16 protein-coding genes are annotated in these 13,368 nt (G+C 37.4%); 13 read left to right on the plus strand and 3 right to left on the minus strand.

Going from position 1 to position 13,368, the window contains the following annotated elements:
• Positions 1-130 precede the first annotated feature (130 nt).
• A complete protein-coding gene (locus F7732_RS03685) occupies positions 131-1,063 on the plus strand; it encodes a peptidoglycan endopeptidase (RefSeq protein ID WP_151572296.1) in 933 nt (310 codons plus the stop codon).
• 549 nt (positions 1,064-1,612) lie between these two features.
• Here the strand turns inward: F7732_RS03685 and F7732_RS03690 are convergent.
• Positions 1,613-1,789: a CsbD family protein gene (locus tag F7732_RS03690; RefSeq protein WP_151572297.1), complete on the minus strand. Its 177-nt coding sequence runs from the start codon at positions 1,787-1,789 to the stop codon at positions 1,613-1,615.
• Positions 1,790-1,947: 158 nt separating this feature from the next.
• On the opposite strand from F7732_RS03690, the gene F7732_RS03695 reads away from it, so the two are divergent.
• The 12 genes from F7732_RS03695 to F7732_RS03750 all read left to right on the plus strand — a co-directional run bounded on the left by F7732_RS03695 (position 1,948) and on the right by F7732_RS03750 (position 11,623).
• On the plus strand, positions 1,948-2,469 hold the full coding sequence (locus F7732_RS03695) for a M15 family metallopeptidase (protein WP_151572625.1): 522 nt from the start codon (positions 1,948-1,950) through the stop codon (positions 2,467-2,469).
• Between the two features lie 24 nt (positions 2,470-2,493).
• The gene (locus tag F7732_RS03700; protein ID WP_420837668.1) at positions 2,494-2,817 is read left to right on the plus strand and encodes a DMT family transporter; all 324 of its coding nucleotides are present in this window, start codon (positions 2,494-2,496) and stop codon (positions 2,815-2,817) included.
• 12 nt (positions 2,818-2,829) lie between these two features.
• A complete protein-coding gene (locus tag F7732_RS03705; RefSeq protein ID WP_151572298.1) occupies positions 2,830-3,177 on the plus strand; it encodes a DMT family transporter in 348 nt (115 codons plus the stop codon).
• Between the two features lie 56 nt (positions 3,178-3,233).
• A complete protein-coding gene (locus F7732_RS03710) occupies positions 3,234-3,485 on the plus strand; it encodes a hypothetical protein (protein WP_151572299.1) in 252 nt (83 codons plus the stop codon).
• Positions 3,482-4,561 (plus strand): tetratricopeptide repeat-containing glycosyltransferase family 2 protein, encoded by a 1,080-nt coding sequence (locus F7732_RS03715; RefSeq protein ID WP_151572300.1) that lies wholly within the window; start codon positions 3,482-3,484, stop codon positions 4,559-4,561. The genes F7732_RS03710 and F7732_RS03715 overlap by 4 nt, the downstream gene beginning before the upstream one ends.
• A gap of 5 nt (positions 4,562-4,566) precedes the next feature.
• Positions 4,567-6,636: a methyltransferase domain-containing protein gene (locus tag F7732_RS22940; protein ID WP_240056516.1), complete on the plus strand. Its 2,070-nt coding sequence runs from the start codon at positions 4,567-4,569 to the stop codon at positions 6,634-6,636.
• Between the two features lie 239 nt (positions 6,637-6,875).
• Positions 6,876-7,973 (plus strand): non-hydrolyzing UDP-N-acetylglucosamine 2-epimerase, encoded by a 1,098-nt coding sequence (gene wecB, locus F7732_RS03725; RefSeq protein WP_151572301.1) that lies wholly within the window; start codon positions 6,876-6,878, stop codon positions 7,971-7,973.
• Positions 7,960-8,946: a polysaccharide biosynthesis protein gene (locus F7732_RS03730; protein ID WP_151572302.1), complete on the plus strand. Its 987-nt coding sequence runs from the start codon at positions 7,960-7,962 to the stop codon at positions 8,944-8,946. The genes wecB and F7732_RS03730 overlap by 14 nt, the downstream gene beginning before the upstream one ends.
• Positions 8,943-9,758: a dTDP-4-dehydrorhamnose reductase family protein gene (locus tag F7732_RS03735; RefSeq protein ID WP_151572303.1), complete on the plus strand. Its 816-nt coding sequence runs from the start codon at positions 8,943-8,945 to the stop codon at positions 9,756-9,758. Before F7732_RS03730 ends, F7732_RS03735 begins: the two co-directional genes overlap by 4 nt.
• Before the next feature lie 181 nt (positions 9,759-9,939).
• Entirely contained in the window at positions 9,940-10,518 is a 579-nt protein-coding gene (locus tag F7732_RS03740) for a TetR/AcrR family transcriptional regulator (protein WP_151572304.1), read from the plus strand.
• 12 nt (positions 10,519-10,530) lie between these two features.
• Positions 10,531-10,782, plus strand: a complete 252-nt coding sequence (locus tag F7732_RS03745; RefSeq protein ID WP_151572305.1) for a hypothetical protein — start codon at positions 10,531-10,533, stop codon at positions 10,780-10,782.
• Between the two features lie 403 nt (positions 10,783-11,185).
• Positions 11,186-11,623, plus strand: coding sequence for a DUF4279 domain-containing protein (locus F7732_RS03750; RefSeq protein ID WP_151572306.1), 438 nt, complete (start codon positions 11,186-11,188; stop codon positions 11,621-11,623).
• A gap of 146 nt (positions 11,624-11,769) precedes the next feature.
• On the opposite strand, the gene F7732_RS03755 is transcribed toward F7732_RS03750, so the two are convergent.
• Positions 11,770-12,393, minus strand: coding sequence for a DUF1796 family putative cysteine peptidase (locus F7732_RS03755; RefSeq protein WP_151572307.1), 624 nt, complete (start codon positions 12,391-12,393; stop codon positions 11,770-11,772).
• A 26-nt stretch (positions 12,394-12,419) separates the two neighbouring features.
• Positions 12,420-13,343, minus strand: a complete 924-nt coding sequence (locus F7732_RS03760) for an NAD-dependent epimerase/dehydratase family protein (RefSeq protein WP_151572308.1) — start codon at positions 13,341-13,343, stop codon at positions 12,420-12,422.
• Between the last annotated feature and the right edge of the window lie 25 nt (positions 13,344-13,368).

Genomic DNA, 13,368 nt, shown 5'->3' on the forward strand with positions numbered 1-13,368 from the left:
TAGTAGTTTAAAAGGGTATATATAGTTTTTCATTCTATTTCTGCTAATAAAACCACATTTTTCTCATAGAGTTCAAGCTTGATTTTGAAATACCATAAAGCTATGAAAAAGGATTCTAGGAGGAAACAGCATGAAGAAGCATCTTATGACTATGACAGCAACAGCTGGTTTTGTGTTCGCTGGACTAGGCGGACAAGTTAGTGCAAGTGAAAAAAACTATCAAGTTTCCGCAGGGGATACACTTTGGAAGATCTCAGTATCACAGCAAGTATCTGTGCAAAATTTAATTGCCTGGAATCAATTATCAAATTCAACGATTTATCCAGGTCAGACTTTATCATTGGTTGATCCAAATAGCCAGCAGAATGTCGGTGCAAATTATATTGTTAAATCTGGGGATAGTCTTTGGTCCATTGCCTCAAAAAATGGTATTAGCGTTCAGCTGTTAATGAGTTATAACCAATTAACTTCTAATACTATTTATGTTGGTCAAAAATTAAAACTTTCCGGCGCTTCAACCAGCTCGATTGTAAGCAGCGAGGGAACAACCTATACTGTCAAGTCAGGGGATACATTATGGAATATTGCAACTCGTCATGGGATAACAGTTGCTTCCCTTAAAGCAATGAACAATATGACAGCAGATACAATCTATGTTGGTCAAGTTCTGAATATTAAGTCTCCTCTGAAAAGCACAATTGATTCCAAAGTTTTACAAATCATTACTGAAGCAAAAAAACATATTGGTGTACCGTATGTTTGGGGAGGCACTTCACCAGCAGGATTTGACTGCAGCGGATTTATTCATTATTCCTTCTTAAAAGCTGGTGTAAGTATTCCCAGGACGGTTGAAACCATCTGGGCTGCGGCAAAGACGGTAGCAGCACCAAAGGTAGGGGATCTAGTCTTCTTTGAAACGTATAAAAAAGGCCCATCGCATGCCGGGATTTATCTGGGTAATAATGAATTTATCCATGCTGGATCTTCAACAGGTGTAACCATCAGCAGTATGAATTCAACTTATTGGAAGCCGCGTTACTTGGGAGCTAAGACTCCTTTTTAATGAAGATAAACGAGTTGGATAACATTTTGGATATCCTTCATCATATATGCAAATATTTTTGTTGGTTAACTAGCATTAAAACTTTGAAACAGTTATAGTTTTTCGACTTGGGGAGTTACTTTTAAGGATTAAAAGTTAATCTTATATGAGGGAATCGAAGAGTTGGAATATACTGAAAAAGGATAGAATCATAGTATGGCTAATTTTTCATCTATCCTTTTTTCAGCTTTGAACATGACTTTTAGATATAGATTGACAGAAGTTTATTTCCTCCATCGGCTTTTCCAGCAAACGGCTTCTAATATAAACTGTTTATCCTGATCACTTAATAACCTCCAGCTGCCAGCTCTAATTTTCATGAATATCATCCTTTCATGAGTAATGGATTGCTTGTACCAGTATAATACCTCCATTTAAAAGGGCTGAAACAACAAAAATATCTGCATTTTCTGACTATTTTTTCGCTGAAATGTCGAATAGTGAATTAGAATGCAGTTAAACAAAAACCTAAGACCCTCATATGGTCTTAGGTTTTTGTAACCTGCTATATTATTTCTTATCTTTAAAAGCTTCCTTTGCGTCGCCCCATGTTTCCTGTAATTTTCCTTTTGCTTTATCCATGTTCCCTTCAGCTTCTTTTTTCTCATTGCCGGTTGCTTTTCCATATACACGCTTAAGCTCGCCTTTAAGTTGATCTTTATTGCCTTCCTGTTGGTGTTTATTCATGTCTAATTCCTCCTAATATATTGTCTACTATTCTATTCCCATATAATTTTGTGTTTAAACAAAACCTTTCTTTACTTATATGCGTCTATTGTTTGGTACAATTATTTAAATCAGCGATGAAGACTTAGGAGGAATAATGACTTTTGAAAATAGCAAAAATGTTTAGACTATTAGTGGTGCTGCTAATTCTATTTACTTTGGGTTTATTAATCTATCAATATAGCAGTATTCCGAAAGAGGATGTACCACTTCCTGATGGATTACATCCAACTGTAGCTTTAAAAAGAGATGAATTAGTGAGTTTAGCTGCCGAAAAAGGTATTCAAGTAGTGATTACAGCAGATTTTCGAAGCTTTGAAGAGCAGAATCGGCTTTATGAGCAAGGACGCTCAACTGCAGGTACTATTGTTACAAACGCAAAGGGCGGTGAATCATACCATAATTATGGATTGGCCATTGATTTCGCTCTTATGACAATAGATGGTCAAGTGGTTTGGGATATGGAGTATGATGGAAATGGCAATGGAACTCCAGATTGGGATGAAGTTGTCGCCAGTGCTAAGGATTTAGGTTTTTCCTGGGGCGGAGATTGGCGGAATTTCAAAGACTATCCTCATTTTCAGATGAACTTCGGATTGTCGATTTCTGAATTGCAGCGCGGGAAGAGACCGCCAGAATAATCAAATTAAGAAAGGAGAGAGCGTATGATTTTAGCCGCTTATTTATTATTATTAGCAGCTATTGTTTCTGAAGTGTTTGGTTCATCCATGCTAAAGTTATCAGAAGGCTTTAAACGAATAGGTCCTGTTGCAGGTGTCATAGGAGGATACGGAATTGCTTTTTATTTACTTTCACTTACATTGCAGTCACTTCCGTTAGGACTGGTATATGCAACTTGGAGTGGTCTGGGAACGATTTTAACGGTGTTTATTGGTGTCCTTTTCTTCAAAGATCGTTTAAACAAAAAAGCAATAATGGGTATTGTACTCCTTGTCGCAGGACTCGTGCTTATGAATGTATCAAAATAGGAGATGAGATGTATGAAGGGAATGTATTATTTAGCAGGTTCAATTATATTTGAAGCTTTTGGAACAACGATGCTAAAGCTTTCTGATGGCTTTACCAATCTTCTGCCATCGATTGGTGTAGCAGCTGGGTTTCTTTTGGCGTTTCTGCTTTTAAGCTACGCCTTGAAAACAATGAGTTTATCTGTGGCTTACGCGACCTGGTCTGGTGTAGGAACAGCTTTAAGTGTCGTTATTGGCATTTTGCTGTTTGATGAGGGCATTAGTGTTATTAAAGCTGCAGGTGTATGCTTAGTGATCGGGGGAATCGCCCTCTTAAATACAGCAGCACAGGCTCAGCCGGCAGGAAAAGAAGTGGAATAAGACAACCGCCGTTGTTCATAATGTTAAGAAAAATGGCAAAGGATGCTGCAGAAAAGATGTCTAAAAATAACGATGTACTATTTGTGGTAGTACCTCTTTCTGAAGTTAAACGTTTTTTGGTTTTGGAAATGGGTGTGGGCACAGGGGTTTACTATGCCTTTGAAGCTGTTTTTTCAAGCATTCTTGTGAGTATGACTGGCACAATGGCCATTACGGAAGGCCTAAAAAGGGGAATTCCTTTTTTGAGAAAAAAGTGTAAGCAACTTCATTATAGGAAATTCTCACATCAATGGGGGAATGTCTTTTGAATTCAATTAGTTTATGCATGATTGTGAGAAATGAGGAAGCTGTTATTGAACGCTGTTTGCAATCTGTGAGTGATCTTGTTGATGAGATTGTTATAGTTGATACCGGATCAACCGATCAGACAAAAATGATTTGTTCAAAATATACAGAAAAACTATTTGACTTTGAATGGGTTGATGATTTTGCGGCCGCAAGGAATTATGCATTTGCTCAGGCTAACTGTGATTATATCTTATGGCTAGATGCAGATGATGTTGTCAGAGAAGAAGATCAGCAGCGTTTTCAAAAGCTTCGTCAAACATTAAATACAGAAATTGATGCGGTTTCCATGATCTATCACCTTGCATTTGATTTAGATAAACATGCAACTTCCAGTTTAAGACGGTATCGTCTTGTAAAGAGGGAAAAAGGCTTTAAGTGGATTGGGGCCGTACATGAATATTTAGCCGTAAACGGAAATTTGTATGACAGTGAAATAGCTATTTGTCATATGCCGCTATCACATGATGCAGATCGCAATATAAGAATTTATGAAAGAATGCTAGATGAAAAGATTGATTTTACACCAAGGGATTTATTTTATTATGCAAATGAACTTGTTGACCATGGTCAGGCTGAGAAGGCTATTGAGTATTATATGCAGTTTTTGTTAACGAAAAATGGCTGGCTGGAGGATAATCTCCGTGCATGTCATAAGCTGGCAGATTGTTATCATCAATTAGGTAAAACTGAGGAAGCAATTGGGGCTGTATTACATGCGCTCACCTATACAACACCTCGTCCGGAGAGTTGCTGCAGACTTGGCTTTTCTTTTATGGAAAAAGGAGATTTTCAATCTGCTGCTTATTGGTATGAACAAGCTTTAGCAAATATAGATGATCCTAGTGCTCCTTTTTATAACCCTTCCTTTTCCACTTGGCTGCCACTTTTGCAGCTGGCGGTTTGCTATGACAGGCTTGGTGATACTGAAAAAGCAAATAAATATAACGACCGCGGCTTAACCTTCCGTCCGCATGATGAACGGCTGCTCGCAAATCAGCGTTATTTCAAAGAACTCCTTAAGCCTAAAGAGGTGTAAGTGATATGAAAAAAGTGTTATTGGCCAGTCCTGTTTGTCAAAAGCCCCAGATTCTGAAAGAGTTTTTACAGTCTCTTATAGAGTTAAATATGGTTGATATACAGCCTTTTTTTCTATTTGTTGACGACAACCATAACGTTGAATCCTCTAATATTCTTCAAAAATTTACAGCTGAAAATAAACATAGCATGATTTATAGTTCCAATGGCAGCAGAGAGGCATTTATTTGTGATGGAATCACACACTATTGGCAGGATCATCATATATGGAAGGTAGCAGCATTCAAAAATATGATGATTAACAGTGCACTTGAAAATGATTTTGACTATCTATTTTTAATAGACTCTGATCTTGTACTCCACCCGCAAACTCTTCAGCAATTACTATCAGCAAATAAAGATATTATTTCAGAAGTTTTTTGGACTAAATGGAAACCTCATCTGCCCCCAATGCCTCAGGTATGGATAAGAGATGAATACGAATTGACCAGTATAGAGGCAAAATTTTTAACTGAAAACGAAAAAAAGATTGAGGAACATCGCTTTATTTCAAAGCTGCATCAGCCTGGCGTTTATGACGTGGGCGGTTTGGGTGCATGCACCTTAATCAGCCGAGATGCACTGCTAAAAGATGTTTCCTTTAAGAAAATTTCAAACCTATCTTTTTGGGGAGAAGACAGGCATTTTTGCGTCCGAGCAGCAGCCCTCGGTATTCCTCTGTTCGTTGATACACATTTTCCAGCCTATCATATTTACCGAGAAGAAGATTTACAAGGAGTGGCAAGCTATAAGCAAGGCGAAATGAAAATGAATAATGAGAATAAAGAGGATTCGAACTTTACCTCGCGCTTCTTTAAAAAGAATGATAGTAGCAGCGAAGACTTTGTATTTAAATTGCCTGATGATTGGTGGAGCCGATACTTTGAATACGAATGGGCAAGCCAGTTTATAAAAGAAACGGATGTTTGTTTAGATGCAGCATGTGGCATTGAGCATCCATTAAAATTTTATATGAGTAAGTATTGTAAAGAAACACATGCCTGTGATATCGATGAACGGGTAATAGATCAGGATTTAATGTTGCAAGAAATCCAAGCTGTATATGGCGGAGATCCCCCTCTAGAAGACATCCCATTTGATAAGATTCATTTTCAGCATGCAAATCTGATTCATCTTCCATATAAACAGAAAAAGTTTGATAAAATCTTTTGTATTTCAGTACTGGAGCATCTGCCTAAAGCTGATATTGCCAGAGCACTTAAAGAATTTAACACTACTTTAAAAGATGATGGACTAATCATATTAACTTTTGATTTTCCAACAATAGAACTTAATTATTTAATGACTTGTATTGAAGAAGCAGGGTTATCTTTTGCCGGAGAACTTGATACAAATTTATATGACGATAGTTTGCATACCACTACTTGGGGGGGATTATGCTGTTTCCGAGCAGTATTGCGAAAAGAAAGATCCATCGCAAGATTTCAGTACAAAGACTGGTGGGAAGCTAATTATTCAGAAGGAGGAACATCAGGTCTAGGATCCTATGGGGAGCTTGCAGAGTTTAAAGCGGATGTGGTGAACACTTTCATTGAGGAGCATAATATTCAAAGTGTAGTTGAGTTTGGCTGCGGAGATGGAAATCAGCTTCAATATATGAATTATCCAGCTTACAAAGGGTTTGATATTTCAGAATCAGCGGTTAACATATGTAAAGATAAATTTAAAAATGATGAAACAAAAAGTTTTATTCATTACAATCCTGAGTTTTTTGAAACTAAATCTGTTAGCGCGGACCTTGTTGTATGTTTGGACGTACTGTATCATATCATTGATGAAGAAGACTTTCAGAGGACACTAACACATATATTTGACTGCACGAATTCCTATGTAATTCTCTATACGAGGATTACCAATGAGATTGAAGATGAAATTGCCCCTACTATTAAAGACCGGGACATTCTTAAACGGCTTGAGGCGTTTGAAGCATTTACCGTGATTGGGGTAATAAAACAAAAGTATCCGAGCCTTTCATCGGCAGATTTTATTTTATTAGAAAAGAAATGTATGGAATAGTAACTACAGCAACACAGGACACTGCATAAGCAGTGTCTGTTTTTTTTCCTCAAATGTTCTGCATTATTCACCCTTTAAAAAACACTCTTTTTAAGTCAATAAAATCACTAAACAAGGAGTCAGTTGAAATCAGTCGCTATGCCTATAGCAAATCATAAAAACAAGCATATTTTAATAATTAAGCGGACAAGAGTAGAAAACATAATTAAAAATAACAGATATACAAGGAGTGAAAAGACTTGAAAATCATGACCATCTTAGGGACGAGACCGGAAATCATACGCTTAAGTCTCATCATTAAAAAGCTTGATATGTTAGCGGATCATCATGTTCTTGTCCATACAGGTCAGAACTTCACAGAAAACTTAAGTGATGTCTTTTTTAAAGAACTGGGTATCCGTAAGCCAGATTATATTTTCTTGAAGAATCAGCATTCTTTAGGCAATCAACTGGCTGTGATATATGAAAAATTAGAAGAAGTACTACTCACTGAAAAGCCAGATAAGATTTTAGTGCTGGGTGATACAAATAGCGGTCTTAGCGCGATCCTTGCTGAAAGAATGGGTATTCCTGTTTACCATATGGAAGCTGGAAACCGTTGTTTTGACCTCGAAGTACCGGAGGAAAAGAACCGCAGAGTAATTGATGCGATTTCATCTATTAATCTGCCCTATACACCACAAAGCAAGGAAAACCTTGTGCGCGAAGGTTTTCCGCGCCACAAAATTTATGTGACGGGAAATCCAATTTTTGAAGTACTGGAATCTTACAAAAATGTAATTGACTCCAGTGAGATTTTACACAACCTTGGGCTGCAGAAAAATGACTATTTTCTCGTTACTACACATCGAGCTGAAAATGTAGATGATAAAGAGCGTTTATTTGAAATATTAGAGAGCTTAAATATGATTGCAGAAGCTTATCAAAAAAGGGTTATTTGCAGCATTCACCCACGGACGAGATCTAAACTGGAAACCCAGAACCACTTTGAACTTCACCCTCTTGTTGAATTCCATGAGCCGTTTGGTTTCTTTGACTTTGTAAAGCTTGAAAAGAATGCCTATTGTGTCTTAACAGATAGCGGCACGGTACAAGAAGAGTGCTGCTTATTTCATGTACCGGCAGTAACGGTGCGAACTACTACAGAACGGCCAGAAACAATCGCATGCGGCAGCAATATGCTTTCTGGTCTGGAAGCATCTCAGATATTCAATTGTGTAAAGGTTATGACAAGCCAAAGTAAAACCTGGAATTTCCCAGAAGGATATAGTGACCTTAATGTATCAGATAAAGTGATCAAAATATTGCTAGGAGGATTCGATCGTGTACAAAGATAAAGTTATTTTAGTTACTGGAGGTACAGGCTCATGGGGGTATGAGCTTGTTTCACAGCTATTAACATATAACCCGAAGGAAATTAGAATTCTATCAAGAAATGAATCAAATCAATTTACAATGAAGCAGGAATTTAATCATCATCCAAAACTTCACTTTATTATTGGTGATATAAAAGAGAAGGATTCTCTTATTCATGCGTGCCAGGGTGTGGAATATGTTTTTCATTTAGCAGCGTTAAAGCATGTGCCTGTCTGTGAAGATCAGCCGATGGAAGCTTTGAAAACGAATGTGATCGGAACACAAAATGTGATCGATGCTGCCATAGCCTGCCATGTGAAAAATGTCGTATATATTTCAACAGACAAAGCATCCAACCCTTCTAATTTTTATGGCTTATCAAAAGCTATGGGTGAGAAGCTGATCATTCATGCTAATACGTTGAATACGGAAACCAAGTTTGTTTGTATTCGAGGCGGAAATGTATTGGGAACAAATGGGAGTGTAATTCATGTTTTTAAAAGGCAAATTCAAGAGCAGAAAAAAATTGGGATCACCGATATGAAAATGACCCGTTTCTTCTTAACGGTTCAAGAAGCGATTCAGCTTGTGTTTAAAGCTGTTTCTGAAAGTGTTGGCGGCGAAATCTTTGTCATGAAAATGCCAGCCTGCAAAATTATTGATCTTGCAGAAATACTAATCGAAAAAAGCGGAGAGGACGTTGATATTGAAATTTTAGGTGTCCGTCCCGGCGAAAAAATTCATGAGCTGCTTCTATCAGAATATGAAAGTACTATGACCGTAGTGTACGATGAGGAATACTTTGTCATCCTGCCTTCTATATACATTGAAGGTGTAAAGGAACACTATAAAGACTTTAATAAAGTGAATATTGATGAATACAACTCCGGCACGATCTTAATGACAAAAGCCCAAATTAAGCAGATGCTTGAGGAAGGCGGTTTTATTGAATGAAGCTGTTAGTTTTTGGCGGAACAGGCATGGCCGGTCATATGATCATCCGCTACTTCAAGCAGCGACCGGAATATGAGGTATATTATACGACAAGAGATCAGTCTGACTCTGAAGGAATATATGTGGATGTAACGGACTCAACAAGTGTTGAGAAAGTGATTGAGACGGTTAAGCCTGATATTAGCATTAATTGTATTGGGATTCTCAATACTCATGCAGAACGGGAAACAAAGCTTGCTTTTCAGGTAAACAGCCTTTTGCCGCACCAGCTTGCTAAACTCATGGAAAGAAGTGGCGGCAAACTGATTCATATCAGTACAGATTGCGTCTTTTCCGGGAATACAGGAGATTATACTGAAGCAGATCTGACAGATGGAACATCTATATATGCTCAATCTAAGCAGCTTGGAGAAGTGATCAGTGACTCACATTTAACGATCCGGACATCAATTATTGGCCCAGAATTAAAAGAGAACGGCATTGGACTATTCCTCTGGTTTATGAAACAGCAGGGAACCATTAAAGGCTTTGAAAAAGTAATGTGGAACGGCGTTACAACCCTTGAACTCTCAAAAGCCATTCACTATATGATTGAAAACAATGTTTCAGGACTCTATCATTTGGGTTCGCCAGATAAAATATCTAAACACGATCTCCTGACTATGATTCAGGAAATCTACCAAAAAACAGACGTAACGATTATTCCAGATCAAACCATGATCCAGGACCGATCCATTCGGAATACTAGAAGTGATGTTAATTATAAGATTCAAGGATATAAGGAAATGCTGGAAGAGATGAGGGGGTTTTAGGGGACAGGTTCCCTGATCCAAAGCGAGTTTTAAGAGTAAGGTTTGCAAACTCAAAAAAACTATTAACCGGAAATTGGTTAATAGTTTTTTTGGGTCGAAGAGACTCTTGACAATATTAGCCATTATAAAAGATAATACATGTGACTAAAAAAACGAAAATGGTCACAAGGGAGGTTTGGTTATGCCTAAAGGTTTTACGGATCAAGAGAAAATAAATATTAAAAAAAAACTTATTTCAGCTTGTCAATACCACTGGACAAAGTTTGGTTATAGAAAAACAAATGTTGAGGAGTTATGCAGGAGTTCAGGAATATCGAAAGGTGCTTTTTACCTCTTTTTTGAAAACAAAGAGTCTCTCTTCTTTGAAACCTTATTAGAAGTACAAAATGATTTATACGGTAATGTAGAAGAGATTCTTTTGAAGGATCAAAATAAATATGGAGTTGCAAAAGCAATGAAAAAAATCTACAGAGTATATGACACAAGTCCTTATATGTATGACACTTCAAGTGCAGATTTTTTGAGCTTTTATAACAAGCTTTCAGAACAGCAGCAAAAGGAGATCAATTTACTTAGCTATCATGGAGCAAAAGAAATGCTGCAAAAATCTTACTTGACTCTTAAAGTAAGTGAGGAGCTAGCTCTATCTGTCCTTTCCACTACATTACTTACTATTTCACTGAAGGATAAAATGCTCAGCAGCACGCTAGAGGTTTTTGATTTTATAATTGATTCTCTCGTGGAAGAAATATTTGAATAGGAGGAAGATAAAATGGTGAAAAAGGTAAAACTTAAAGAACATACAGCAAAATATGTGCAGCTATCTAAACAAGCTGGAAAAGGAGAGTATCCTTCTAAGCGCATTGCAAAAGCAGGATCTGCTGCAGGAGGGTTGATTGGTGCGGTTTTGACATTAGCTGGGTTGATTGGTGCCTTCAAAGGGTTTTTCTGGGGTTTTGGCATTCTATTTGCCGGGCTGATTACAATTGTCTCGAATATCATCAACCTGAAGAGAATTAAGTAATCGAAAAAGAACTGTTTGTCTAGAAAATAAACTCTTTAATTAAAAAGATGTTAAAAAGTTAAATCAAAAAACTACAGCATGGCAATTCATTAACCATCATTATTTCTGAACTTTGTTATCATACTTATTGGACCGTTTATTATCCTTCATCATCCACTGAACCAACTCGTATAACACAATATAAAGTAAAACCCAAATGAGGTTATCCAAAAGTTGAGGACCAGAATCTGTTAAAAGATCTATCGCAACCAATATTGGGAACAATAATACAAACAAGAGGGTGGGGCGCTTCCACATGTTTAAGCTCCTTTCATGAGAACATTCTTAATAGAATTATCCTGTTAAATAATAGTATCATAAATTTGTAGAAAATCATGAAAAATGAATAAAAGGAGTGCAGTATGTGGATAAAACGAAGATAATGGTTTATTTCAATTTATATGCAGATGATTTTCCATTAGAGCAAGTTACGGCAAGATTAGGGTTAACTCCAACAAGGAGCTTTAAAAAAGGTGACGTTATAAGAAAAGTCAGCACAAATTATTATCAAAGAAGGAGTTATTCAGCGTGGCAATTAAGTACAGGATATCAGGAGTCTCTTGATGTAAGTAAGCTAATAGAGCCGATCTTTGTACAGCTGCAAGATCAAGCAGACGCAATTAAAGAGTTGAAAAAAGATTTTGGGTTAGAATGCAGATTCGTCATCGTTATTGTCATGAATGAAGGGTATACCCCTGGTTTCCATTTAGATCATCCTTTTATTGAATTTGCCAATAGTGTTGGTGCGGATATTGACATTGATTTATACGCCAATCCTTACACGGATGATGGCAGTGATTGAATTTAGCCTATATCGATGAGTTTAAGTACTTATTGTGTTACAGATTGATGGGAGACATTTTTTTAAAAAGAGAGAAAAACCGCCCTTAGCTGGACGGTTACATTTGCTTAAGGGGTCATACGTAGTTTAATAAGAATGCTTTTTAACTAACCCAAAGTAACCCCATCAAACAGCTCTGCCCAATAAGCGTCATTCCCGTCCCAAATCTCATCATTAGGCATTTCTGCAACTGTCACATTCGGTATATTCCAAAAGTGTTCGCTCATTGATTGCACAGGCTGATGGTTAACAACAAGCAGTTCAAAATCGCCGCTGCATTTCTGCGCAAGAATCTGCTGCAGCACTTCAATTTCTTCTTTATTGCCTTCTGTTCGAATAAATAAAATGCGCTTGCCGGTTTCCAGCTTTTCATTGAACCGGGCTATGCGGCGGTCATATTTTTCTTTCACTGTATCGTATCCGCCAAGCTGTTCTAAAGAGTTCTGATCCGTTTTAAAATCATGGTTAAAGCCAATATCATAATAGGAATCCCAAACATACAGATCAGTAGAGGATAGGTATTTTACAGGCTGTAAATGCTGGAAATTTAAAAAATCCTTGAAATCATTTGAGATTAAAGAATTGATGTTTGACAAATTAGGCGACCCAACCCAATCAAGCACACCTGAAAAAGGCCGCAGCTGAAACTTCCGAAGCTGCATACTGGCAAGACAGAGATGGCCTAAACTAAATGCAGCATCATATTCCCCTTTTATTTGTTGAAAACGCATATGCAACCACCTTCTTTCAATAGGTATTAAAATAAATCATTATTTATAGCGTTGTACGCTGCTTTTAATCCTGATTTCATATCCATTTCAGGGAGCCATTCCAGCACGTGAATCGTATGTTCATTGTTTAAACAGCTATGCTCGATATCTCCTGGCCTGCTGTTCGAATAGATGATATCAATATCTGCGTAATGCAGTTCTTTTAAAATGTCAGCTACCTCTTGAATGGATGTTGGTTTGCCAGTACTCACGTGAAGGGTTTGTCCGTTTCCATTATAAATAGCAGCCAAATTAGCTTTTACCACATCTCCTACGTAAATAAAATCTCTTGTTTGCCTGCCATCTCCATGAAGAGTTAATGGTTGTTTATTTTTTAGCCTATTTAAAAAAACCGCAACAACTCCGCCTTCTCCTTTAGGTGTTTGACGGGGACCATACACGTTGCCGTAGCGAAGAATTGTTATTGGCAGGTTATAAATTTCATGATAGATGCGGATATAGTTTTCAGCAGCGAATTTTGAGAGTCCGTAGTAGGATATAGGCAAGGCAGGATCTTCTATTGAAATATTACTCTTGTTCAAATTGCCGTAAACTGCTGATGTTGAAGAGAAAATAAATTTGCTGCGACCAGCTTCACGGCAAGCCTCCAGCATATTAATTGTTCCAATAATATTTATTTCAGCGTCGTATTGTGGATTGCTTATTGAGCGAGTAACATCCGCTTGGGCAGCAAGGTGAAATACAACATCGGGTTTTTCTCTTACAATTACATCTTTGGCATCAGCACTGCAAATATCCAGATGATGAAATAGAGCACCGTCCGGAATGAATTTTCGATATCCTGATGATAAATTATCAATGATATGGACTTCATAATCTAGTTTTATTAGTTCCTCTGCTAACTGAGATCCAATAAAACCGGCACCGCCTGTTACAAAAGCTTTCTTCAAATGAATCAGTCTCCCTCTTTTTTTC

The organism is Bacillus mesophilum, assembly GCF_008923265.1.
Classification (GTDB): Bacteria; Bacillota; Bacilli; order Bacillales; family Cytobacillaceae; genus Cytobacillus; species Cytobacillus mesophilum.

What these genes read in the sequence shown, in the direction of transcription:
- F7732_RS03685 (WP_151572296.1), top strand. Translation starts at nt 131, where the DNA reads ATGAAGAAGCATCTTATGACTATGACAGCAACAGCTGGTTTTGTGTTC.
- F7732_RS03690 (WP_151572297.1), bottom strand. Translation starts at nt 1,789, where the DNA reads ATGAATAAACACCAACAGGAAGGCAATAAAGATCAACTTAAAGGCGAG.
- F7732_RS03695 (WP_151572625.1), top strand. Translation starts at nt 1,948, where the DNA reads ATGTTTAGACTATTAGTGGTGCTGCTAATTCTATTTACTTTGGGTTTA.
- F7732_RS03700 (WP_420837668.1), top strand. Translation starts at nt 2,494, where the DNA reads ATGATTTTAGCCGCTTATTTATTATTATTAGCAGCTATTGTTTCTGAA.
- F7732_RS03705 (WP_151572298.1), top strand. Translation starts at nt 2,830, where the DNA reads ATGAAGGGAATGTATTATTTAGCAGGTTCAATTATATTTGAAGCTTTT.
- F7732_RS03710 (WP_151572299.1), top strand. Translation starts at nt 3,234, where the DNA reads ATGTCTAAAAATAACGATGTACTATTTGTGGTAGTACCTCTTTCTGAA.
- F7732_RS22940 (WP_240056516.1), top strand. Translation starts at nt 4,567, where the DNA reads ATGAAAAAAGTGTTATTGGCCAGTCCTGTTTGTCAAAAGCCCCAGATT.
- F7732_RS03735 (WP_151572303.1), top strand. Translation starts at nt 8,943, where the DNA reads ATGAAGCTGTTAGTTTTTGGCGGAACAGGCATGGCCGGTCATATGATC.
- F7732_RS03740 (WP_151572304.1), top strand. Translation starts at nt 9,940, where the DNA reads ATGCCTAAAGGTTTTACGGATCAAGAGAAAATAAATATTAAAAAAAAA.
- F7732_RS03745 (WP_151572305.1), top strand. Translation starts at nt 10,531, where the DNA reads ATGGTGAAAAAGGTAAAACTTAAAGAACATACAGCAAAATATGTGCAG.
- F7732_RS03755 (WP_151572307.1), bottom strand. Translation starts at nt 12,393, where the DNA reads ATGCGTTTTCAACAAATAAAAGGGGAATATGATGCTGCATTTAGTTTA.